At 57.9% G+C, this 25,021-nt stretch carries 13 protein-coding genes; 3 read left to right on the top strand and 10 right to left on the bottom strand.

The window, feature by feature from the left end; all coding sequences use genetic code 11:
- Nucleotides 1-28: 28 nt before the first annotated feature.
- Nucleotides 29-247 (bottom strand): YwbE family protein, encoded by a 219-nt coding sequence (locus J3U88_RS25110; protein ID WP_207861753.1) that lies wholly within the window; start codon nt 245-247, stop codon nt 29-31.
- Nucleotides 248-760: 513 nt separating this feature from the next.
- On the opposite strand from J3U88_RS25110, the gene J3U88_RS25105 reads away from it, so the two are divergent.
- Entirely contained in the window at nt 761-4,216 is a 3,456-nt protein-coding gene (locus J3U88_RS25105; RefSeq protein ID WP_243436141.1) for a pyruvate carboxylase, read from the top strand.
- A gap of 45 nt (nt 4,217-4,261) precedes the next feature.
- On the opposite strand, the gene J3U88_RS25100 is transcribed toward J3U88_RS25105, so the two are convergent.
- A complete protein-coding gene (locus tag J3U88_RS25100; protein ID WP_207861752.1) occupies nt 4,262-4,561 on the bottom strand; it encodes an RpnC/YadD family protein in 300 nt (99 codons plus the stop codon).
- 44 nt (nt 4,562-4,605) lie between these two features.
- Nucleotides 4,606-5,655 (bottom strand): RpnC/YadD family protein, encoded by a 1,050-nt coding sequence (locus J3U88_RS25095; protein WP_207861751.1) that lies wholly within the window; start codon nt 5,653-5,655, stop codon nt 4,606-4,608.
- 341 nt (nt 5,656-5,996) lie between these two features.
- On the opposite strand from J3U88_RS25095, the gene J3U88_RS25090 reads away from it, so the two are divergent.
- Entirely contained in the window at nt 5,997-6,443 is a 447-nt protein-coding gene (locus J3U88_RS25090) for a helix-turn-helix domain-containing protein (RefSeq protein WP_207861750.1), read from the top strand.
- 107 nt (nt 6,444-6,550) lie between these two features.
- A complete protein-coding gene (locus tag J3U88_RS25085) occupies nt 6,551-7,045 on the top strand; it encodes a MarR family winged helix-turn-helix transcriptional regulator (RefSeq protein WP_207861749.1) in 495 nt (164 codons plus the stop codon).
- A gap of 259 nt (nt 7,046-7,304) precedes the next feature.
- Here the strand turns inward: J3U88_RS25085 and J3U88_RS25080 are convergent, their stop codons facing one another.
- From J3U88_RS25080 to J3U88_RS25050, 7 genes are all read right to left on the bottom strand, one after another.
- A complete protein-coding gene (locus tag J3U88_RS25080; protein ID WP_207861748.1) occupies nt 7,305-7,997 on the bottom strand; it encodes a lysophospholipid acyltransferase family protein in 693 nt (230 codons plus the stop codon).
- A 12-nt stretch (nt 7,998-8,009) separates the two neighbouring features.
- Nucleotides 8,010-8,774, bottom strand: a complete 765-nt coding sequence (locus tag J3U88_RS25075) for a type III pantothenate kinase (RefSeq protein WP_207861747.1) — start codon at nt 8,772-8,774, stop codon at nt 8,010-8,012.
- A 191-nt stretch (nt 8,775-8,965) separates the two neighbouring features.
- The gene (locus J3U88_RS25070) at nt 8,966-9,835 is read right to left on the bottom strand and encodes a hypothetical protein (RefSeq protein WP_207861746.1); all 870 of its coding nucleotides are present in this window, start codon (nt 9,833-9,835) and stop codon (nt 8,966-8,968) included.
- A gap of 82 nt (nt 9,836-9,917) precedes the next feature.
- Nucleotides 9,918-12,035, bottom strand: coding sequence for a hypothetical protein (locus J3U88_RS25065; RefSeq protein WP_207861745.1), 2,118 nt, complete (start codon nt 12,033-12,035; stop codon nt 9,918-9,920).
- Nucleotides 12,036-12,217: 182 nt separating this feature from the next.
- Nucleotides 12,218-13,783 carry a response regulator gene (locus J3U88_RS25060; RefSeq protein ID WP_207861744.1) on the bottom strand — a complete coding sequence of 522 codons (1,566 nt, stop codon included), beginning with the start codon at nt 13,781-13,783 and terminating at the stop codon, nt 12,218-12,220.
- 793 nt (nt 13,784-14,576) lie between these two features.
- Complete coding sequence (locus J3U88_RS25055; RefSeq protein ID WP_207861743.1) at nt 14,577-24,494, bottom strand: PKD domain-containing protein; 9,918 nt, start codon at nt 24,492-24,494, stop codon at nt 14,577-14,579.
- Nucleotides 24,491-25,015, bottom strand: coding sequence for a hypothetical protein (locus tag J3U88_RS25050; protein WP_207861742.1), 525 nt, complete (start codon nt 25,013-25,015; stop codon nt 24,491-24,493). Before J3U88_RS25050 ends, J3U88_RS25055 begins: the two co-directional genes overlap by 4 nt.
- Between the last annotated feature and the right edge of the window lie 6 nt (nt 25,016-25,021).

The following is a 25,021-nucleotide window of genomic DNA, read 5'->3' as shown; positions in this document are numbered from 1 at the left end:
CAAAGGTTACCCAATGGGTGGTGAGGACTTAGGTCGCGAATTGGAAGTCGGGATCGCCTTCCACGCTTTTCACGCGGCCTACCTGTCCGTCGCTAAGACGAACCTTGATCCCGTGGGGATGGAACGGGGATTTGGTGAGGATGTCCTTTACGACGCCATGGGTTAGCCGACCGCTTCGCTGGTCTTTTTTCAGCACAATCGCCACCCGCAAACCTATTCGAATTTCGTCCCGGTTTTGTCCACTCATTGCATGTGTCTCCCTGTTTACGAGGTGTGCCCCCGTCGGTTCAAACGAGGAACGCCAAAAAGAAAGGCGGCGCCCATTATGGCCCACCCGCGCCGTGCTGTGCATGCAATTTACCAAAAAACGCGGATGCTGCACGCTGTCATTACCCTCGCTCAAGGTCGCTGAATCGATGGGGGCCAGGCCCGTATTTCCCACAAGGCTTAGTAGCAGAATCCTTGGTAAGCAATGCAGGCGCGTCGGCGAGGTTGGCGTTTCACCGAGCGTTCCGGGCAGGGTTGGCACAGGGCGGCAACCCCGTAAAACGGCTGAAAACCCAAGCAACGCCCGACGCCAAAGCCAAATCACCCCCATTCAAAACATCCATGCCGCATGTTGGCACCATTGCAACCCCGCTTTTTTCCATGCGTGCTAGAATCGTGTGTTCTTGATTCACATCGTTTTTTTGTTGCTGCCTTTTCCACGATGGGCCTGGTTGCTCATTTCTGATCGTTCATCTCAATTGCGGGGTATGCCATGTCTGAACACCAAATCAGCCAGTTTAAAAAGATTCTTGTCGCCAATCGTTCTGAGATCGCCATTCGTATTTTCCGTGCTTGTACCGAGCTGGGTATTCAGACCGTCGCCATTTACAGCGAAGAAGATCGCCTCAGTTTGCACCGTTACAAGGCCGATGAAGCCTACTTGATCGGCAAAGGATTGTCGCCGGTTGGCGCCTACCTGGACATTCCCGGCATTGTGGCCTTGGCCAAGGAAAAAGGTGTCGACGCCATTCACCCCGGCTACGGGTTTTTGTCCGAAAACGCCGACATGGCGCGTGCCTGTGCCGAGGCGGGTATTACCTTCATTGGACCGCCCCCGGAAGTGTTGGACGCCTTGGGCGATAAAGTTTCGGCGCGGGCCATTGCCGAACGCGCCAAGGTACCCGTGATTCCCGGTACCAAGAAAGCGGTTAAAAACGATCAAGACGCGCTGCTGTTCGCCAAAAAACACGGCTTCCCGCTCATCATTAAAGCGGCTCACGGCGGTGGTGGTCGCGGCATGACCATCGTGCATAATCGCGAACAGTTGTTGGATGCCGTCGCCCGTTCCCGCTCCGAGGCCCAAAAGGCGTTTGGTTCACCCAAAGTTTTTATCGAAAAATACCTGGAACGACCCAAACACATCGAGATTCAGGTGATCGCCGACCGTTACGGCAACATGGTTCACCTGTTCGAACGCGATTGTTCCATTCAACGCCGCCACCAAAAGGTCATTGAAATCGCGCCCTCCCGGAGTATAAAGCCAGGTGTTAAAGATAAATTGTATCGGGATGCACTGTCGATTTGTGCAGAGGTTAATTATGTGAATGCCGGAACCGTTGAGTTTTTGGTGGATCAAGACGGCAACCATTACTTTATTGAAGTGAACCCCCGCGTGCAGGTGGAGCACACCATCACCGAGATCATCACCGGTCGCGACATTGTCCAGACCCAAATTCGCATCGCCGAGGGTTACCCGCTCGAGCACGACACCATCCGCATCCCCAGCCAAAGCAAGGTCAAGAAAAGTGGTTATGCGATCCAACTTCGCATAACGTCCGAGGACCCGGCCAATCAGTTCGCGCCCGATACCGGGAAACTAACCGCGTTCCGCGCCGGCGAAGGTTTTGGGATTCGTCTTGATTCTGGAAATGGTTTTGAGGGTGCCGTCATCACACCGCACTACGATTCGCTGCTGACCAAACTCTGTACCTGGTCCTTGGATTACGATTTGGCCGTGACCAAAGCCTTGCGCGCGATTCGCGAGTTCCGCATCCGCGGCGTCAAAACCAACTTGCCCTTTCTCGAGAATATGGTCGATCACGAGCGCTTCCGCAAGGGCGATCTGGACACGGGTTTCATTGACGACCATCCCGAATTGATGCAGTTCAAACCAAAACGAAACCGCGCCAACAAACTCTTGCGTTACCTGGGTGATCTGCGCGTGAACGGGGCCGAGGGCATTCAGGTCAGTGATATCCCCGCGCGCATCGAGACCCCGATCATTCCCACCGTGCCGAAGGAGACCGCGGCGGTGAGTCCAGCCTATGCGGTGTTCGCTGAAAAGGGTGCCGAAGGCTTATCGAAATGGTTACTTGAACAAAAACAATTGTTTATTACCGACACCACCATGCGGGATGCCCACCAGTCACTGCTCGCCACTCGGGTACGGGGCAACGATATGTTTAACATCGCCCATGCGACCACTCACTTGATGAATAAGGCCTTTTCCTTCGAAATGTGGGGCGGCGCCACTTTTGATGTGAGCATGCGCTTTTTGCACGAATCGCCCTGGGAACGCCTGCGCCGTTTGCGTCGTTTGATGCCCGGTCACCTGTTGCAGATGTTGATTCGTTCCGGTAATGCGGTGGGTTACACCAACTATCCCGATAACGTGGTGCATAAGTTCATTCAACACTCGGCCGCGCAGGGCGTGGATGTGTTCCGCATCTTCGATTGTTTGAATTGGGTCGAGAGTATGAAACCCTCGATTGAAGCCGTGGCCGCGACGGGGAAAATCGCCGAGGCGGCGGTTTGTTATACCGGCGACATTTCCGATAACCGACGCGTGAAATTCAACTTGGACTATTACATCAAACGGGCCAAAGAGCTTGAGGCATGTGGTTGCCACATTTTGGCGATTAAAGACATGGCCGGTTTGTTGAAGCCCAGGGCGGCAACCATTTTGGTGGATGCACTGAAAAACGCGTTGCAAATTCCGGTGCATTTGCACACCCACGATACCAGCGGTAACGGGGTGGCTACCTTGCTGCGCGCGGCCGAGGCCGGGGTGGACATTGTCGACGCCGCTTTGTCGTCCATGTCGGGGATGACCTCGCAACCTTCATTAAACGCCCTGGTCACGGCGATGGACGGTGGCCCGCGCGACACCGGCCTGGCTAACCGTGACTTGCAGCAATTGGCGGATTATTGGGAAACGGCGCGTGTCGCTTACGCGCCCTTTGAGTGTGGCCTCAAAGCGGGCACCGCGGAGGTGTATCGCCACGAAATCCCCGGCGGCCAGTATTCCAACTTGCGGCCTCAGGCGATTTCGCTGGGATTGGGGCATCGCTGGAATGAAATCAAAGACATGTACCGCGTGGTCAACGATATGTTGGGTCAGGTGATTAAGGTGACCCCTTCCTCGAAGGCCGTGGGCGACATGGCGTTGTTTATGGTTCAAAACGATTTGACCCCGGAACTGGTGATCCAACGCGGCAAGGATTTGGCGTTTCCTCAGTCATTTGTCAATTTGATGAAAGGCATGATGGGGCAGCCGGACGGTGGTTTCCCCGCCGATTTGCAGAAAGCCGTGATTAAAGACGAATCGGCGATCACGGTGCGGCCTGGCCAGTTACTGGAAGATTTTGATTTTGAAGCGGCGGCCGCCAAGTTGGAAAAGCGATTTGGGCGCACCTTCAGTGATGAAGAGTTGGTGACCTATGCGTTGTACCCCCAGGTCTTCGTGGACTTTGTCACCTTTGTGAACGAGTACGGGGATTTGTCGGTGTTGGATACGCCGACCTTCTTCTACGGTCTTGGACTTGACGAAGAAAAAGCCATTGAGATTGAGCCAGGTAAAACACTGATTGTGAAGCTGTTAGCCTTTGGGGAGCCCCATGAAAACGGCCGGCGCGAACTCTTCTTCGAGCTCAACGGTCGCGCACGCAACGTGATGGTCTTCGACAAGTCCACGGGTGTGACGCGGAAAACCAAGCTAAAAGCCGATCCCGACCAGCCGAACCATGTGGCGGCCCCGATGAGCGGCAAGATCACCGAGCTGAAGGTGAAAAAAGGCGAGAAGGTGAAAGAAGGCCAAAAGTTGATGGTAACCGAGGCCATGAAGATGCTGAACCTGATCGTGGCGCCGAAGTCGGGTGTGATTGTGAACTTACCGCTGGGCGCGGGTGAGCAAGTTGATCCCGGCGATTTGGTTGCTGAAATCGAATAGAAACCCAGGCGCTGCCCGGTGGTCAACCACCGGGCGCGGTTTTTCTTAGGTCGGCTCGCCTAACAAGGTATCGATGCTTGCACAAAGCGGGGCGCGTTGAATCCAATCCTGCAAAGTTTGGAGTTCGGCGGTGTGGATGCGTTGGCGGATGGTATCGGAAAGGGTGTCAAACCGTTGCAGCAAGATGGTCGTAAGCGATTGAGCGAGGACGAGGCGACTCAGTTCAATGCCTTGCTCAATGCCTTGCTCAATGCCTTGCTCAATGCCTTGCTCAATGCCACGTTGAAAGCCGATGGATTCGCCTTTTTCGAGAGCTCTGCGTTCAATGCTGGTGATATAGCGCATGTTGGTTTCTCCTTCCAATCGGCCCTGGTTCTTTCCGGGTCGGCCTAGGTCGGCTCGCCTAACAAGGTATCGATGTTTGCACAAAGCGGGGCGCGTTGAATCCAATCCTGCAAAGTTTGGAGTTCGGCAGTGTGGATGCGTTGGCGGATGGTATCGGAAAGGGTGTCAAACCGTTGCAGCAAGATGGTCGTAAGCGATTGAGCGAGGACGAGGCGGCTCAGTTCAATGCCTTGCTCAATGCCTTGCTCAATACCTTGCTCAATACCTTGCTCAATACCTTGCTCAATACCTTGCTCAATACCTTGCTCAATGCCTTGCTCAATGCCGCGCTGAAAGCCGATGGATTCACCTTTTTCGAGGGCTCTGCGTTCAATGCTGGTGATATAGCGCATGTTGGTTTCTCCTTCCAATGCTTCGAGATTTTCCTGAAATTGTTGCTCCAATTCGTCGGGAAGCTGCAAAACCCAGTCAATAAAGGTGAACAGGTGGATGATATCGCGGCGGCTAAATCCTTTGCGGTACATACGCCGGGTAATCGCCATTTTTTGCTCGAAACGCCGTCCCGTTTGGTTGCGGGTTTCCATGCTCGTGAGATGAGCGTCCGCCACAATGGCCAAAGGACTGTTGGAATTCTCGAGTTTGCCCGACTGCGCTCGATAGTCCAATAATTTAATGACCGGATAAGTCATCTTCAAGCAGAAGGCGCCTTTTTTAAACAAGTAAGTATCGGGTGCCCATCCTTTTTCCAGATCTCCCAGGATTGCCATGCTAATCACCGGCTTTTGGTATTTGTCGAAAATTCGGTAGTTGTAGACGTACATGCGGTAGGGAAGCCGTTCGTCTTTTTGGTGCTGAAACTCAAGGTGCATGAACAGGAGGTTCTCCTCGCCGTCTTTTAGGTGAACCTTCATGAGTTTATCCGCGGTGCGGCCACCTGTAAGGTGGCCTGCCCGTAATTTCGGAAGTTCTTTATCGAGAGACTGGTAGGGTTTCTCCCAATCAATGTCCCGATAGAGTTTGGGTTGAAAGAGTTCGAGTAATTCGGGAAAAAATGTATCGCATATGTGTTTCCAAGGACCATCGTATTCGCCCACTTTGACCTCCGTGATTAAGGTTGATCATCTGCAATCGGTACCCGGTAAGCGGACCGCGATGTCCGCTCGATTTTTGTTGCCTGTGACGGGTTGGCCCCAACTTAAACCCTTTCGAAACAATCCAAACATCAAAAATGAAGATACTTCTTATGCGTAAATTACAAGTGGGTCATAAATGCGTGAACAGGGTTAATTAACTAGTAGTTGCATATTTACTTGATCGAGCTTCCCTGCATTTTCGAGCCCCGGCTTTGCCAACGCGATTTAAGGGTTGAGAATGACACCTTAGGTGTTATTATTGGCGCATTGACACCTTGGGTGTCGAAATTAAGGAGGTCCCCATGAACCAATCCACGATTCGTCCTTCGCACGCAGAAGCTCTGTACCAGGTCATTCAAATGATCAATCCGCTTTACCGTCGGCTCGGTCAGGCTGTGGCCGAGAATTTGGTTTCACACGACTTAACCGTGACGCAACGGGCTGTGCTGGAAGGCATGACCCTGTTTGGCCGCGTTAACGCCCAAAGCCTTCAGCAAACCTTCGGTATTGGCGACGGCTGTCGCGGCAAAGCCTTGCCGCCGATGGTCGAACGCGGCTTGATTTGCGTTAGCTCAGATGATTCTGAGAGCTATGAATTGACCGACCAGGGCCGCGCCCTGTTCGCGAAAATTCGCGAGGAAGAAAACGCCAATCTCGAACCCGTTATCCGCCAGGTGACGCGCCCAGACATTGATAAGGCGCTTGACCTACTCCAAAAACTCAACCAAGCCTTTACCCCGGCAGCCTAATCCGCGACTTGAAACGAGGCTCCTTCCGCGCGCGCTGGAGCCTCCCATTCGCGTGGTTCGGCTTGTACGCTACAATGGGCGGATAGACCCCAACGAGGATGAAGACCATGTCCGCCGATCCCGCCCGTCTCTATGACTTAATCCGTTTTATCCGACCGCTTTACCGTAATTTAGGCCGCGCCGTTGAAAAGAACCTGGCCGATACCCCCATTTCCGTCGGCATGCGCGCCATTTTGGAAATCGTTTATGAGGCCGGTCCCGTTTCGGTCCCCAAAATCGCCGACATCATGGGAACCGGTCGTCAGTACGTGCAACGCATGGTCAACGACAATCTGGCCGCGGGTACGCTGGAAAAACGCGCCAATCCGGCCCATCGCCGCTCTGTCTTGTTGGCGCTTACCGAATCGGGTCGCACCGCCTTTGAGGCGATTCGTGCTCGCGAGGCGGCAAACCTGGCTGCGGTTGCCGCGGGCATCGACGCGGCCGATTTGGAGATTTGCCTTAAGGTCGTTGACGCCTTGCATCGAGGATTCCTCGACGAGGAGCAACCGGCCGACAACGAGCTCCCGCCTGCTTACAAGGACGACTGCGAAGGGCGTTAACCCTTCTCATCGGCAAATGACCATCACCAACCACAGCCCTCACAAAGAGGCGTCCGGCCAATTGCCGGGTTAGCCCGCATGACTCACAAGGAATTCTGCTACGGGGCAACCCATGCGATTACGAGGGGGCGGCCTTCCGCCTTACTCGGTCGAGCCGCCTTCACCGTAGCGCTGCTACGCTTGTGCCGTCTCTCGGTCGCAACCTTCGTACTCACAAGGTTTCCAGCTTCTCGCGACGAATCCTTGTGAGAAATGCGGGTTAGCTCTGAGCGAGTTGGTCCACTTTCTCAGTGAGGGCGACCATTTGGACCCGAAGTTTCTCCGAGAGGGCTTCGATTTCCACCGCCGGGCAATCGCGTGGCACGATCATGGGTTCGCCAAAAGCCACGTGGATGCTGTTAAACGGAAAAGGCACGATGAACCGATCCCAATTGTTGAGTTCCTTGCGGCGCTTGGCCTGCCAGACCATGGGGATGATCGGTGCGCCGGTCATTTTAGCAGTGGTTGCCACGCCGCCTTGGACGGTATAAACCGGGCCGCGCGGACCGTCGGGGGTGATGGCCACGTCCTGGCCCTGCTTCAGCAGACGCATCATGTTCTTTAACGCCGCGAAGCCGCCCCGGCTTGAAGAGCCGCGCACACATTCAATCCCGAAACTGCGCATGGCGCGGGCCGCCATGCCGCCGTCGCGCGAGTTGCTGACCAAGGGCCGGATGACGCGGCCTTTGGGCCGGAGGGCCAAATAAGCCTGTGCCGCCAGCAGGTTGCGGTTATGCCACGAGGCGAGGATCAGCGAACGATCCTGACCGAAAAATTGGGTGAGGTGCTCCGCATCGTGGAAATGGAAGCGCGAGGTGCCGGTGATGAACCGCATCACCCAAGCGATGGCCACGCCCAGCGCTCTGGTTTTCAAGGTATCGGGGATAGGTTGGTTGGATGCAACTTCGGACAAAAAAGATCCCTTCTAGCTGTTTTTGTTGTGGATGAGCTGCAGACCCTTGAGGGTCAGGTTGGGATCGTAATGTTGGATTAGGGGGCTGATCCGCTGAAAGGTTTCGCCCAAGCCACCGGTGGCAATAACCACGGGATCGCCGTCCATTTCCGATTTCATCGCGGAGAGAATGCCGTCGACCAAACCGGTGTACCCGAAAAACAGGCCCGACTGAATGTTTTCAACCGTGTTTTTGCCGATGACACGGCGCGGACGCTGAATTTCCACCCGGGGCAACTTGGCGGCGGCTTTGTAAAGGGCTTCGGCGGAAATGTTGACGCCGGGTGCGATGGCGCCGCCCAAAAAAGCGCCGCTTTTGTTAATGGGATCAAAGGTTGTTGCGGTTCCAAAATCGACCACAATCGCGGGACCGCCGTAGGTGTTGAACGCGGCGATAGCATTGACAATCCGGTCCGCCCCCACTTCTTGAGGATGATCGACTTGAAGGGCTATCCCGGTTTTGATACCCGGTCCCACCACGAGTGCCTTAATGTTGAAGTAAGAATCGCACATCGCGCGTAGGGTTTCCTGCAACGGGGGCACCACACAGGAAATGATTGCCCAAGAAACCTGATTGGCCTGAAAGCCGGCGGGTTCGAATAAGTTGCGGAACAAAATACCGTACTCATCGACTGTTTGTTGGGGCGCGGTGGTCAAGCGCCAAGAATGGACCAATTCGGCACCTTTAAACAGGCCGATCACGGTATTGGTATTTCCTACATCAATGGCGAGCAGCAAGCCTTCACCTCACGGAACTTCGTTAAACCCGTCATTATCCATCCAAGCGCGCGGCATACCAAGCAAAAACCACTTTTGGGGTAAATCTTGCGGTTCATCTTTACCAGGGCCCCCAAGTTGGAGATCCGTGTTTCTCAACGCTAGCGCTGCTTGCGTTTCGCTTTTTTCTCAGGGAAACCGCGAGGAATGCGCTAAAAATGGATGGCGAAACCCAGGGTTCCGTCACCGTTGCGGACTTGGGGCAGCACCAAATTGTTGCGCTCATCCCAATCCTGGTGGCGGTAACCGATTTTAAAGGTCCAGCGCCGGTTGAGCTGCCAGTGCAAGGCGACCTCGGCGCTGATGCCGCTTAGCTCGGTATCGCGGCGGGCGGTGGGACCCTGTGTCCGCCGCGGCGCGGTGGGGTCGTCCGTGTTGGTGAGGGCCGTGTCGTAACGGGCGTCGCCTTGGAGCCATACACCCGAAAGAGCGGCATACACGATAAGCGGGGCGTTCTCCAATTTCTCGTGGTGGTTCAAGCCGATCAGACCACCCCGGTAGTGCCAATCCGAGCTTGAATCGCCTGGCAAGGCCAGGTCAAACACCTCGGTTCCGACGGTGAGCTGGTACTGCAATTCTCGGATCTTTTCCTCGAATTCGGTGTGCTGGTAACCGGCAAAAAAGCCAAAGGTTTTCCAGCGAAAGCCGAGCGTGAGACCCAAATCCTGGCGCTGCATTTCATAATCGCGTTCGGTGGCTAAGGTTTCGGTAACCGTTTGAACGCGTTCCCCGTAGGTCGGGGTTTGGCCGATATCGAAACGCGCGAACCACAGCTTGTTTTGCATACCCAGTCCGGCACGAAGCGCGACCAAGTTTTCGCGGTATTCCGGCACGCCCGGCTGGTGCAGCGTATCGCTCGCGGCGGAGGCCGCGGCAGTGATCGCCTCCGCGCTGTATTCCAGCGCGCTTTCGCCACGCCAAGCTTCGATATCGAGCGTGTAGGTGGGTGATTGGGCAAGGAGTGGGAAAAAAGGAACGAACAGACAGTGCAACAAAAAGGAGCGAAACACCGGGTGAGCCATGAATGGAATCCTCCGCGGGCCTAGCCCACAATTCTCACAAGGCTTTCAGCTTCTCGCGGCGAATCCTTGCGAGAAATGCGGGCTACCGAAACATCGACAACACATCACGAATCTGGCCAAGGAACAGATCTTTTACAAAAGGTTCGTAGGGCAGGTACTCAAGCGCGCCTTCACGGACCGCCAAGTTTTTCATTTTCTTCAAATCGTTGCTTTTCCCCATGATCACCACGGGTATTTCCTCCAGTGGGCCGCTGGTCAGGCGTTTGGCGATATCAAAGCCGGTGACCGATCCCATCTTTTCGTCCAACACGATTAGGGTGGTGTCGTACAGTTGCGCCAGCATCTCAATGTTGCCCAGCGGGCCTTTGCTAAACAAGATTCCGGTGTGGTCACCGAGCGCATGACCGATTTTTTCCAGCAAGGGCCGGTTCTCGCTGCCGAAGAGCACGTAACTTTGGCCCTCGCGCCACTTGGTGTCCGGGTAATCTTGGGTTAGGTCGGGTTGGTGGCTCTCAACCGGCGGGTTTTCCTCGGCGCAGAAAAGGGCCAGGGTTTCGGTAACTTTTTGCTGAACCAGGATCCCGTCGTAGGGATCGGTGACCAGGTAATCGACCGCGCCGCATTGCAGCGCCTTGTTTTGTTTGACGCGCAGGTCTTTGCCGCTGCCGATAATGAGCATCGGTGTTTCGGTGATACCCGCCTTCATGAGCTGGTCGCAGGTTTCGAACCCGTCGCGGTGGTCGAGTTGCTCGTGCAAAAGAATCAGGGCCGGTTTGTGTTCCGAAACAATGGCCTGGATTTTTTTGGGAATGCCGCGCGTTCGCAAAATGCCGTGTTTGGCTTCCAGCGTGATGGCACAGCGTTCAAGCAAATCTTCATCCGGCGTGCAAATCAGAATCGGTTTGGGGCCTTGATTGCGAACCGGTTCGAAGTCGTGAACCTCGATGGTTTTTTTCTTGGGCTTTTCCTTGGGTTTGGCCTTGGCCTTGGCCGCATTAAGTGGGCCGACAAACAGTTCAAAGTTTTCGCGTACCCGCTGGAGGAATTGTTCATTGTTAAGCGGGTCGATCACCAAAAAACCCGCGGCGCCCTCGCGCATGGCGCGGTTCTCTTTTTCTTCGCGGTCTTTCTCTGTTCCCACCATGATAACCGGCAAATCAGCGCGGGGGCTTTTGCTAAAGCGGCTACACAGCTCAAAGCCGTGGCCGACGCGGTACTGCTCGTCAATTAACAGCATGCTCGGCTTGAGAAATTTGCAGACATTAACCACGTCGTTGAGTTCGCCGTTGTTTTTCAAGATACCGAAATCTTTTTTGAGCGCGCGCCCCAGCTTCACCACGCGATCAAAATTATCGGAAACGATCAATACCTTGGGATCGCCCGGGAACAACACCGGTCGGTTGTCCTCTTTCGGCATTTTTTCGTCCTCTTCCTCGGTGTTGCCCGCGGCCCGAGCCGCCAGCTTCTCGATCTTTTTGGCTTCACGACTGCCGGGCAGAACGAAATGGTTGGCGTTTAACTTTTGCAGGCGGCGGCATTGCAGAATCCACTCCGATACCGATTTTTCCTCAGCCTCATCCTTGGGGAAATCCAGGAATCCCGCCCCGGCAATGCCTTCATCCTCGTGAATGTAAAGCACCTTCGCTTTACAAACCGTTTCTTGGTTGGGCCTTAGCTCAAAATGGAACGCGACCTCGGTACCCACCGAAAGGCTTTTGTGAACGGCCTCGCCCCCGTCCGCGGCCACGAAATCGATGCCCTTTTTGCCGAAATTCACCATCGATCCTTTGCGTTTTTGCCCGTCGTCGAAGCTGGTAAACACCAGCGGAATCTTGGATTCGGTATAGACGTCGGCCAAGCCGTATTCGTCGTCAATCGAGAGGTAGCCGGGAAATTTCAGGCGAATCGCCTCCTCACCGGCGAATTTCCCGAAACCGAGCACTTTCGAAAGGCTGTAGTAAATTTTCCCCTCAACAAAGAAGCTCACTTTGATGTGGGTCGCCGCGATGTTGCGAAATTTCAATTGGAACAGTTTCGGGAACTGGAAAAAGAGACAGGTTTCGTTAAACTCCAGCAGGGACCCTCTGATTTTTTTGCCTTCGATAAATAGGTTGGCTTTTTGGGTGCCGGCGATCATGGTTTGCATAACATGGGACAACTCATGATGGGAGCGAACCTTGGGGTGCGGATGTTTCTTCATCGGTTCCTCTTTACAAGCACAGAAATCGTGCGAACGCGTTCCTGGACCTCAAGGCACGGTTATGGAAAGAACCATAGGCGGTGCCGTGGGGCACGCCGGCGCGGGGTCGCTGGTTATGGAAAAAGTGGGTTCGCAACATGTGAATGCTCTATTAAAGCACGAAAGATGGTGGAAGGGAGCGGCTAACCAACGCGAAGTGGCAGGTACTGTTGGAGCTTCGCATAAAAGGTATCTTTGCGGACCGGTTTCGATAAATAGTCATCCATGCCGGCGTCCAGACAGCGTTCGCGGTTCCCGTCGACCGCGTTGGCGGTTACCGCGATGATCGGAATACGGCGGTTGGATTCTTTTTCGAGATCGCGAATTTTGCGGGCGGCCTCGTAACCGTCCATCACCGGCATTTGACAGTCCATAAGGACCAAATCGTAATGATTTTGTTGGTACGCTGTTACGCCCTCGGCACCGTTGGCGGCCACATCACATTGGACCTGGATATTTTTTAGCAGTTTGACGGTGACTTTTTGATTGACCGGATTGTCTTCAACCAATAACACGCGAATGCTGTCGGAGGCGGCCGGTGGGGCTTGGGGCTGAGGCGTCGGTTGGGGTTCCGGTACCCTGGTATCGAAGCCGGCCGTGAAGAAGAATCGGGTTCCTTGGCCCGGTGTACTGTCCACTTGAAGCACCCCGCCCATAACCCGCACCAACAGTTGCGCGATTTTTAGTCCGAGCCCCGTGCCGGTATGGTGCCGTGAGGTGGACGCGTCTAGTTGGGAGAAGGGCTTGAACAAGGACTTCATTTGCGCCTGGCTGATGCCGATGCCGGTGTCCCGCACTTCAAAAAATACTTCGCCGGGAATGCCCTCGGGACCCGAGCCGCGGATGGTTAGGTCAATGGCGCCTTGTTCCGTGAATTTGACCGCATTGTTTAACAGATGAAGCAATACCTGGGTGAGGCGGCGGCTGTCGCCCATCAACGACTGACCCTCGGGAAGCCGGTTGTGAATCCCTAGCCGTAACCCTTTTTTATGGGCTAGGGGTTGTATCCATTGGGTAAGATCCGCCAGCACTTTTTCGATGGTGAAGGGTTCCTTTTGCAGGGAGAGGTTGCCGCTGTTGAGATCGGAAAAGTCGAGAATATCTTCCATTAGGGCAAGCAGGGCTTCCGAACACTGGAGCGCGGCAGCGAGCAGTTCGTTTTGGTTGTCATCCAAATCGGTATCTTTTAGCAAGCCCAAAATGCCCAAAATGCCGTTCAGGGGGGTGCGTACCTCGTGGCTCATCGTTGCCAGAAAATCGCTTTTCACCCGGGTGGCGTTTTCCGCGATGGTTTTTGCCGCCAGTATCGCCTCGTTTTGATGGCGGCGTTCCAGGGCGTGGCGGATGGTACGGTCCAACAGTACCGCCGTGAGGTCCCTGCGCAACAATGCGTCCGCTGCACCCGCGGCCATCACGTCCTGATCGAATTTATCGTTTTCTTCATCCGCAATTACCACCATCGGCGGGGCGTTTTCTGCTTGCGTGGCCGCCTTGATCAAGGCCAAGCAATCCGTTGTATCGCCTTGGCTTACGGTTACGAAACCCAATGAAAAGGGTTCTTTCATGAAGGCCGCATAAAAAGTTTGGTGGTCGGGTGCCGTGGTCAGTCGGCATTGGAGCCTGGGATTGGCTTCCAACATCGCGGTCAGCAGGTTGGCGAAAGGTTTTTCGCTTTCCAGTAACAAAATGTCAAGCGTTAAGGGTTTCAAAAGCAACCTACCTGGATAGGATTCAACCTAGAGAGGCGCTGAAGCGAGGGGGTTTGGCTAAAAACTGGAGCGAAAGGGCTTGGGAAAAGCGGACCGGGGTCGCGAACGACTGCACCCGCCGGCTGCAGTGAGCATGTTCACTGCCCGTTGCAGCCCAGAGGTTTAGCTAAAACCACCGCGATTTATCGCGCTTCTTAGGTTCGTGGGTTTCGTTCTATTGTTCAAGGGTTTTGTTCTATCAAACAAGCGACAGAACAAGGGGGCTCGGCATTGGCATAGGGGTAGCGGTGACGGTTCGGGGGCGGCTCTTAAAGCGTATCGGTCAAGAGCCTGCCTTCGCTTAGCTTTTCCCAAAAAAAGGTTCCCATAAAACACGAAAACCGGATATTTCGGAAAAATTGTACACTAATTTTTCGGAGCGAAACCGGTTCGTCGCGGCAAATCGGCGTCGGAAGCATCATCGCGACGATGCCCGCGGGTTTGACGACCGGTCCGGGCACGTAAAAAAAGACCGGCGCGCACCTTTGTGAAAAGGCCCGCGCCGGCCGTCGGCGTTTACCGTGTTTTACCTAATAGAAGCGCGATAAGAGTGCGTGATTTTGGCTAAAGATCTGGAGCGAAATGGTTTGGGGAAAGCGGAGGCGCACCGGTTAGGTACGGTGAGCATTTTATAGACCGTTGCTGCCCAGAGGTTTCGCTAAAGTCGCCGCGAGTTATCGCGCTTCTTAGGTTTTACCCGCGACGCTTAACGAGAAGCATCGCGGGGGTGGCATGCGCCTAACGAGCTGAATGGTTAGTTTGGTTGAGCCGATAGGGTTAATCCGGTGACGGCTTCGTAGGCGTGAATCATGAGGTACCACGTCTTGCCGCCCGCTGAATCGATGCGAATCGATTCATTGTTACCCGTGTTCCAGCTTCGGAAATCGAACGCGGAACCCGTTGGTTTGGCACCTTCGCGGATGTAAAGATCAGCGTCGCCGCTCCCTTCACCCAAGGTGACCGTTACCGAATCATTTCCTTCCGGCACGACCAACTTGTAGAACAGCATCGCATTTTGAGCCGCGTTGAGGCCCGGTTGTGTTTGGCCCACCGCGATTTGCGGCAGCGCCTCGACTTGGATGGTCGAGCGGCCTGTTCCCGTGCCGCCGCGGCCGTCGCTAACCCGCACTTCAACCGATACCGTGCCGCCTTCGCTGAACGTATGGTCGACCGTTTGGCCCTGCGCCGTGCCGCCGTCGCCGAAGATCCAGGTGTAGGTCATAGCGTCGCCGTCGGGGTCCGTCGCCGTTGCGCTAAATTGGGTTGCCACATCGGTTTCGGTTTGGGCGCTAAAGGTCATGCCGGTTACTTGAGGGGCGCGGTTGCCCGCGCTTCCATTCACAACCGTCACGCTTCCATTCGCGCCGACTTCACCACCGCGACCGTCGCTGACGGTCACCGTCCAGTTGAAGGTGCCCGCGCTGCTGAAGCTATGTGAGACGGATGCACCGGTCGCGCCGCCGCCGTCGCCGAAGGCCCAGGTGACCGTTAAGGGATCGCCGTCGGGATCGGAAACCTCAAGTTGGAAATCCGCGGCCACGCCGACAATGGCTTGGGTGGGAACGCTGCCGTTGGTGATCGACGGCGCGCCGTTTTCACTACCGCCGCCGGTAACGGTCACGGAGCCCGTGGCACTGTCGCTCCCGCCGCGGCCGTCACTGACCGTTGCCGTCACCGTGTAGGTGCCGGGCTGGGCGAACGCGTGATTTACCTGCACGCCTTCCAGGGTGGTTCCATCGCCGGTGGTCCAGACGACACTGAGCGGATCACCGTCGGGATCGCTCGCCTGAACGGAGAAGGTCAGGGTCTCGCCGACGCTTGCGCGCTCGGGCAGACTCAAGCTGCCGAGGTTGGGTGCTCGGTTGCCGCCCGTTTCCTCACGACCGCTCACCTGCAGGGTCACGTTGCTGAAGGAAGCCACCCCGTAAACCACTACATACCAGGTTTTTCCAGCTGGGTCGGTGATGTCCACCTGCTCATTGTTGCCGGTTTGCCACGAAACAAAGTCGTAGTTACTTCCCTCCGGTCGCGCGCCGGCGCGAACAAACAACGCCATGTCGCCGCTGCCGCCGGAAGTGGCGACCGCCAGTTCGGTGACACGCGGCCCGGCCACGATTTTGTGGAGCAAGTAGGCACCCGCGCCGCCGGAAAGATCGGCGATGCTGTCGCCAATGCCGAGCAGCGGCACCTCGGTGATTTGGATTTGCAGGGTTGCGATGCCGGTACCGCCGCGACCGTCACTCACGCGGACTTCGACGCTGTAAACGCCCCCCGTCGCATAGGTGTGGGTCACGGAACGGCCCTCGGCGCTTGAACCGTCGCCGAAGTTCCAGGCGTAGGTCAGCGGATCGCCGTTCGGGTCGGTCGCGGTCACGGTGAAGGTGACCGGATCGCCGTTCTCCGCGCTGCCCGGATAATCAACCCCGCTGATTTGCGGTGGCTGGTTCCCTTGTGCGGCCTGAACGATAACTTGCCCATTTCCACCGACCTGGCCGCCGCGACCGTCAAGCACATTCACCTGAACGTCGTAGGTGCCGGCCGTCGCATAGGTGTGGGTAACCTGAGCGCCGTTTGCTTGAGAACCGTCGCCGAAGCTCCAGGTCACCTGCAAGTCGTCCCCATCGGGATCGGCGGCCGTGACGCTGAAGCTAAGAGATTGGCCGACGCTTCCGCCGTTGGGCAACGCCAGCTCGGTGATGTGTGGGGCGCGGTTTTCGAGATCGCCGCTTACCGTTAATACCGCGTCGCTGAAGGCCTCGGCGGCATGGACCAACAGGTACCACGTCTTGCCCGCCGGTGAGGGGACCTCGATGGATTCGCTGTTGGCGACGTCGTCCGAAACGAAATCGAAGTTAGCCGGTGTCGGTGTTTCTCCTTCTAGAAGGTAGAGGTCGGCGTTGCCGTTGCCGCCCGCGAGTTGCAACACCAAGCGGCTCAGGTTTTCCTCGGCTTGGAGGCGGAAGTACAGCGCCCCGTCCGCCGCGGCGGTTAAGCCGTTGACCGAGATGGGAACGGTCAGGTCGGTGATTTGAATGTCGGATTGAATGCGAATGACGCCGCCGGAAACGACCTGGGCGCCGCGGTCGTCCGCAACCGTGACATTTACGGTGTAGTCGCCCGCCGCCGCGAAGGTGTGGCTGACCGAGGCCGAGGCCGCGGTCGCGCTACCGTCGCCGAAGTTCCAGCTATAGGTGAGGGGATCGCCGTCGGGATCCGAGGCGGACACCGAGAAGGATACCGCTTCACCCGGGTTGCCGGTCGCGGGCACGGTGAGCGCGGTGATTTCGGGTTGGCGGTTGTCGGGTTCGGTCACGTTGACGTTGCGAACCGTTGTGGCGCTACCACCGCGACCGTCGCTGACTTGGATGGTTACGATGTAGGCACCCGCGGCACTGTAACTGTGCTGGACAGCCGTTCCCTGACGCTGGTTGCCGTCGCCCAGCGTCCAGGTCACCGTGAGCGGGTCGCCGTCGGGATCACTGACCACCGCGCTCATGGCCAGGCTTTCACCGACCAAAGCCGTGGTGGGAACGCTCACCGCGCCGAACGCGGGGTTGGCATTGGCGGCCGAGATACGGATGGTACCGCCCGTGCTGCGTCCATAACCCCAACGATCGCGTACGACCAAACGCACGCTGTAGTCGCCGATTGCGTCATAGGTGTGGTTGACCTCGGCGCCCGTTGCCGTCGCACCGTCGCCAAACGCCCAGGTGAAGGTGATCGCGTCCCCATCGGGATCGGTTGCTTCAGCGGTGAAGGTGACCGAGGTATTGACCACCGCGCTGGACGGGAACGACACATTTTGGATGTCCGGGTAGCGGTTTTGCGCCAGCACTTCTACCTCGCGGGTGAAGGTGGCGATGCCGCCGTTGCCGTCGTCCAGGGTAACCGTAACCGTGAAGGTTCCCGTCTCCGTGTAGCGATGGTTGACGTTGGCGCCGATTACGGGCGCCGATCCGTCGCCGAAATCCCAGGAGAAGGTAATCGGATCGCCCTCGGGATCTTCGCCTTCAATCGAGAAGGGTGTGTTGGTATCGGCAAAGACCTGCGATGGAATGCCGTAGCGGGTCACCCGCGGCGCCTGGCTGCCAATCACAATTTGGGTGTGGGCCAGGGTTTCCAAGCCGCGCGCGTCAACCGCGCGGACCGAGACCTGGTAGGTCCCCGTTGTCGCGTAGGTGACGTCGACCGTTTCGTAGCTGTAAGCCTGACCGCTTTGCGCGTTGCCGAAGTCCCAGTACAGGGTGACCCGGTCGAACTCGTCGTCCTCAACCGTTGCCGACATCGTCACCCGTGTGTCGTAGCTGCCGGTGGCCGGTACATTCAGGCTAAGGATCCGTGGTGCCGTGTTGGGACAGTCGAGATCGCTACCGTCCTTCAGCGGATTGACGGTCATGTTGTTTTGCACTACCCCGCGTGCGGCGGCGATTGCCGGACAGTCGTCCAGACCCAAGAGGTTACCGCTGAAATTGAGGGTGCGCAGGTTGGCAAACCCACTGAAATCGGGAACCGCGCTGAGTTGGTTGTCGTGTACGTCCAAGGTAGTTAACCCGGTCAACAGCGCCAAGTCAGGCAGGATCGCCAACTGGTTTTCCGCGGCGTTCACGCTGGTCAAGCGCTCCAAGCCGGTCAGTTCGGGGAGCTCCGTCAATTGGTTGCCCTGAACGTTCAGCGTGACCAAGGTTCCGGCCCGAGGCAGCTCTGGCAGGGTGGCGAATTGGTTGGCGGAAAGGTCGAGGTAGGTGAGTTGGACTAGGTTCGCCAGATCCGCGATGTGGCTGAGTTGGTTACCGCCGACCCGCAGCGTCCGCAGCGCGGTTAAGCCGGCGAGGTCGGGGAGATCCGCCAACTGGTTGTGATTCACATCGAGGCTTTCGAGGCCGTCGGGGAGCCTGCCCAGCGCCGTGATCGCGTTGCCGCCGAGATCGATCTGGGTCAAGGCGCTAAGCCCGTCCAAGTCCTCAATCGTGCCGGCGATGTCGTTGCCGCCGACATCCAGCCGGACCAACGAGGCCATACCGCTGATCCCGTTCAAGGTGGTCAGGTCCATGTTGGGAAGCACCAGCTCGCGCAACTTGGTGACGTGGCTCAGGTCGCCGATGGAGGCCAATTTGTAACCGGAAAAGTGAATGTTGTGACCGCCGAAATCGAATACTTCCAGGTTGGCGGGCAGGCGATCAATCGACGTGATCTCGGGGTTGTAACCCAAGTCCAGGTTGATGATGCTGTCCGGCAGGCCTGAGACGGTTTCGATGGTGGCCGTGTGGGTGATGGTCAAGTTCTCCAAGCCGTCGGGCAGCTCGAAGTAACGGTTGTCGATGTGGTTGGTTTTCGCGATCAAGGTGCGCAACCCCGTCGCCTCTCTCAACATGAGGTTGAATCGGGTACTGCTGCGACTGTCGGAGTTGTTGGAACAGTCCAAGTAGTTGAGGCTCGCGGGAATGCGGCCACGACCAAAGCCGGCGCGGATGTTGTTGTTGCTGCAATCCAACCAGGTCAGCGTGGTGGGGAGAAGCGGGAGGCTGTAAAGGTCGTTGCGTTCCACGTTCAGGTGGGTGAGGTTGACCGGCAGGGTGCCCATGGTGCGCACGTTGTTGCTGCGCAGGTCGATGTCCGTCAAATGAACCAAGTGACTCAAATGGGGCACCGTGCGAACCCTGCTGTAACGGGCCCTGAACCCGGTGATGTGAATAAAGGCTTCCAGGCCGCCGAGGCTGATGTCGCTGCCGGAGATAGAACTCACAATCACGTCGCCGTGGACCGCCGCGGCTTCCGCGTAGCTGATTTCGCCGTCGTTGTTGCCGTCGAATTGGGCGACCATGGCGGCTTTGAAACCGGCGTCCGCGAAGGCAATCGCCTCGGCGTCCGGCCCCAGCACGGCCACGTACACCGTGGCGGAGCTTTCGCGAACCCCGTTGGAAACCGTCACCCGCACCGGCAGGCGCAGACCGAGTTCGGTAAAGGTGTGGCTGACGCTGTTGCCGCCGTTGACGGGTTCGGCGCCGTCGCCGAAGTTCCAGACGTAGGTCAGCGCGCCGCCGCTGGGATTGTAGGCGTCAACGGACATAGGGACGAGCTGATCGCGGGTCACGATGAGGGGCACGTCCACGTTCTCGATGACGGGATACGCGAAGATTTCCACGTCCGCGCTTTGTTGGTTGACCGCGCCGCGGGCGTCGGTCACGGTCAGGGTGACCGTGTAGACTCCGGGTGCGGCATAGGCGTGCTCGACCGGGTTACCGCCGACCGCGGCGGTGCCGTCACCGAAATCCCAGGACGTGGTGAAGGCGTCGTCTTCGATGTCTTGGATCGTTGCCGCCATCGTCAGCGCCACATCGACCCGACCTTCGCCGGGAACCGTGAGGGTCGTGATTTGCGGGGGTAGGTTGTCGTAGACCGTTACCTGCTGCACGCGCAGCACCCGTGCGCCGCGGTTGTCGGTGACGGTCAGGGTCACCAGGTATTGACCTGTTTCCGTAAAGGTATGGGATGGGGATTGTTGACGAACCTCTGGTGAACCGTCGCCGAAGTCCCAGGTGTAGGTCAGGGTGTCGTTTTCGGGATCGTCGGCGTTACTCGAAACCGAGAAGGCTTCGCCGACTTTCACCTGTTCGGGGACCACGAAACGGTCGATGACCGGTTCGTAGTGTGCGTCGAAGGCGCCGTAGGCGTTGACGCGTGTTTCGTTGCCGGCGTTGTCGCTAACCACCAGGGTGACATTGACCGCGCCGAACGCCGTGAAAGTGTGTTGGAACGCGGCTTGATCGCCGGCCTCGGTGGAACCCAGGGTCCAGCCGTAGCTGAGCGCGCCGCCGTCGGGATCGACGGCGTCAACCGCGAAGTCGACCGGACGGTTGAGGATGGCCGTGGCGGGCAGGGTCAGGTCGCGCAGGGCCGGGGCCGCCTCGGCACCGACCGTCACCGAAAAGTTGCGCGCAACGGCCGCGCCGCGGTCGTCTTGCAAGCGCAGGGTGACCGTTTGCGAACCGTCCTCGGGGAAGGTGAAGGAGACCGCGCGACCTTCGCGGGTTTGTCCCGCCATGGTCCACAGGTAGGTGATCGCGTCACCTTCGTTGTCCTTCGCCTGAGCTAGGAAGTGGGTTTCCAAACCGGCAATCGCTTTGTTGGGAACCGCCGTCCACGCGTAGGTCGGGCTGTCGTTGTCGACGATTTCCAACCATTGCGCATGGGTACTCGCGGCGCCGCGGCTGTCGGTGACCGTGACCACGACGTGGAAGATTCCCAGGTCGCGGGCCAGGATGCTGCCGGATGGGGTTGACGCGGATTCGCCGTTGCCGAAATCCCAGTGGTAGCTGAGCGTGTCGCCATCGGCGTCGCTTGCCGTCACCGCGAAATCGAAAAGGTGATGCTGGGAACGCAGGGCGGCAAGTTGCACATCCTGAATCTCCGGGGCGTTGTTGTCGCCGACGATCACCGTTTTGCTTGCTTGGGTGGTGACGCCGCGAGGATCGGCCGCGGTCACCGTGATGGTGCGTTCACCCGCGCCGGTGTAGGCGTGGCTGATGCGTTCGCCAACCCGGTTGGTGCCGTCGCCCATGTCCCAACTCAGGGTGAGTGGTTCGCCGTCGGGATCCTCGGCCACGACCGCGAATGTGCCCGTGCTGTTCAGGGCCAAGCTGTCGGGGCCGTTGACGAAGTGGATCACCGGGGCCGCGTTGTCGCCAATAACGATTTCGCCGTCGTAGCGGGTTTCCAAGTTGCCCGAATCAATCACGCGCAAGGTGATGGGATAGGTTCCGGCGCTCGTGTAGCTATGGGTAACGCGGTAGCCGGAGGCACCGGTGCCGTCGCCGAAGGTCCAGCGCATTTGGTTGATGTTGTGGTTGTAGTCGCCCGCGCCGACCCAGAAGGTTACCGGAACATCGACGCTGCCGGTGGGCGGTACGTGGATGCTGTAGATCTCGGGCGGCAACACGCTGGTAATGCTGATTGTGCCGGTGCGGGTGTTCTCCGCGCCTTTGTCGTCGCGCACGGTTACCTGGATGCCGCGTGTGCCCGCCGTTTGATAGGCGTGGGAAACCACCTCGCCCTCTAGGACCACGCCGTCGTCCAAGGTCCAGGTGACCGTGACCGGATCGCCGTCGGCGTCGGCTACCGAGGAGGAAAAGGTTACCTCGTTAAAGAGCAGGCCTTGTACCGGAATACCCACCGAAACAAAGTCCGGCGCGCTGTTGGGGAGAATTTCGATCTGCGTTTCCCGGCGAACCTGGGTGGTGCCGTCCGAGAGTTCCAGTGAAACCGTGTAGATCCCTGCTTCCGTGTAGGTTGCCGTCGGTGCCGCGTCGTTGCCGCCGCCCGCGCCTTCACCGAAATTCCAGAGAATGTGCAGGTCGTCCCCGTCGGGATCGTGAAAATCGGCGGAGAAGGGGAGCGGCACCCCGACATAACCTTGGTCCGGGATGTTGAGGCGCTCGATCACCGGCGGCGCGCTGCCGCGCTCTAGCGCGATGTCATAGGTTGCCGTCCGAGAATAAACGAGCCCGTCAAACACGCGAAAAGTGAACTGATCGTTGCCGGAGGAACCGGGGTTGGGTGTGTACCGCATGGCGCCGGTCAATGGATCGATCTCCGCCGTGCCGAGGATGGGCCCGTCGACGATTTCAAAAAGAAAATTATCGCCGTCCAGGTCGTAAGCAGCGATATCGGATTCGTAAGCCCGATACGAGGTGGGCAGGTTGAGGTTGTAGTCAAAAATGCGTGGTGCCTGGTTCTCGGGGCGAATCACCTGAACCACGCCCTGCACCAAATCGCCGACGGCGACGTGGGCGGCCTGCGCCGAAACGACGAACACGTTTTCCAGGCGAACCGCGACAAAACCGATTGCGGCGTCCGCGCTGACCCGCAACGGGACATGTACCAAACGGCCCTGTTGCAGTGCGTCGTTGTCCGCCACGTCAAAGATCGTCAAACGTGCCCGGCCTGGCTGGGGGAAACCCAAATGGAATTCGTGCGGGGCAAGGCCGGTTTCGGCCAAAACCTGTTCGCCGGAAAGCCGGCCCGCGTCGTAAACCAAATCGCATTGCAGCGCGACCGCGCTTTCCATGTGGCCAAAAAACAAGGGTAGCGAAACCAAGTCGTTGGGACGGCCAAGTGCCTTGCCGACTACCACGTAGGGTTGGTTGAGTTCGGTGGCAACCACCACGTCGCGTGTCAATTCGCTCAGGCCGCCGAAGCGGTCGGCGACGCGCACGCGAATCGTGTAGGTCCCGGCCGCGGCGTAAGCGTGGTGGACCTGATGCCCACTCACGGGTTTTCCGTTGTCGCCGAAATCCCAGTGAACGAACAAACGGTCGTTGTCCGTGTCGCTGAGGTCGAGGCGGTAGGAGCCGGCCACGCCCGCTACCAGGTTGTCGGGGACCAGGATGTCCCGCAACGCGGGTGCCGCGTTGCCGCAATCCAAGCTGCCGCCGTCGGCAAGCGGGTTGGTGTCCAGTACCTTGAGACCGCGTTGTCGCAAGGCGTCGACCTGTGCGCAGGCGTCGGCGCCGAGGGGGTTGCTCTGAATAAAGAGCACGTCCAACGGCAGCGTGGGGGCCGGGGTGGGAATCTCGGTGAACTGGTTGCCGTTGAGGTTGAGGTAGCCGAGTCGGGTCATCGCGGACAGGTCGGGTAAACTGCTCAGTTGGTTGCCTTGCAGATCCAAACCCGCGACCGAGGTAAACGCCTCAATGCCGGTAACATCGGCAATGTTTCGGTCCTTGAGGTTGAGAATGCCGGTTAATGAACCGGCCTCGGAGACCGTAATCACGTCGTTTTCGTCATAGTCGACCAACGCCGTCAGCACCGCGCGTAGGTTGGCGTCGGCGATGGTGATCGGCGCGGCCAAGCCTTGGTAACGCTGCTCGATTTCGGCGATGTCCTGGGCCGACAGGTTGTTCAGGCGACCCATGACATCGGCCTGGTCGGCGTAGTCGGGGGTTGGCGCCATGACCGGCAGGCCGTTCTTAGAGAAGGCGTGGGCATGGTAGTGCATGATCGAGGCGAAGTCGTAAGCGCCGTATTGGGTCACGCCGTCGATGCGGGTGAAGTTGTCGCGTTTGTCCGGTTTGACGTTGCTCATGGTGACCGTGACGAAGGTGTCTCGGTCGCCGCGCTGCTGCTCGTGGAGCAGGCCGAGCGCGTGGCCCACCTCGTGGAGGATGACCGAGGGGTCCCAATGCTGCAAGTTGAGAATCTGCTTCCCACCGGCCATGCCCAGCACCGAGTTGTTGCCGTTCAGGCTGTTGCGGACCTCGACGTAGTTGGTTGGGCGCGGATCGTTCGCACCATTGCGTACCACTTGCAGGTTGTCGAGTGCATCCCAGGCTTGGACCGCCTCGTCAAAGATTTCGGCCTGAACGCCGGTGACGTCGTCGGCAAAGCGATAGTACAGAATGCCGTTGGCCCAGGGCGTGATGATGATGTCGTCGGCACCTTTGCCGGCGCGTTTGCCGGTCCTGGGCGGGGTGGTGCGAACGCGCACCCACATGTCGCCCATGCGCACCAAGCGGGTTTTCTCGCCCACTGCTTCGTGCGGCGTACCGGCCGTAACGGCCGCTGATAAGAGCAAAAAGATGAGGGACATGCCCCACATTCGGAAATGGGATTTCACCAAAATTCTCCTGAAATCGTAGCTGTCGGGGTTGTCGTTTACGTTTGGCGTTGGCTTCACGGCTTCACCTCGGTCAGGTGCAGCACGACCCGTCCGGTCGCCCACAGCAGGCTCTCCACCATCTCGTCGCGGGTCACGCCGGATTCGGCAAAGAAACCGGCCGGATCGGACGCGAAGGTGAAGTAGTCGGCCAAGGCCTTCAAACGGTTGCGGTGGTGGTCCGGAACGGGACGGCCCGTGACCGCGATCAAATCGAGCAGCAGGTTTGCGGTGTCGATGATCAGCCGTTCCTCGTCTTCCTCGCCGGCGGTGAGCAGGTAGAGGCTTTGAGCCACGTGGCAGCGGAAGAAGGGTTCTTCCAGATCGCGCTCGTCCGCCGGCAGGTCGGCGCCGTAGCGATCAATGAGAGCGGCCGCATCGCCGGGTTCGGCAAACACCAGAATGCGTCCTTCAACCGTGAGGATCTGTTCCTTGGGTCCCTCGTTGACGAGCAGGTACCACTTGGGCAGGTCCCCGTCCGGGGCCGGCGCCAAGTAGGCCAATCGCCAGATTTGCAGGTCTGCTTGGTTCTTTTGGGTCATGGCTTC

It is taken from the genome of Acanthopleuribacter pedis (genome assembly GCF_017377855.1).
GTDB classification, from domain to species: domain Bacteria; phylum Acidobacteriota; class Holophagae; order Acanthopleuribacterales; family Acanthopleuribacteraceae; genus Acanthopleuribacter; species Acanthopleuribacter pedis.
Note: the sequence above shows the minus strand (reverse complement) of the source record. Positions and strands in the feature narration are given on the sequence as shown.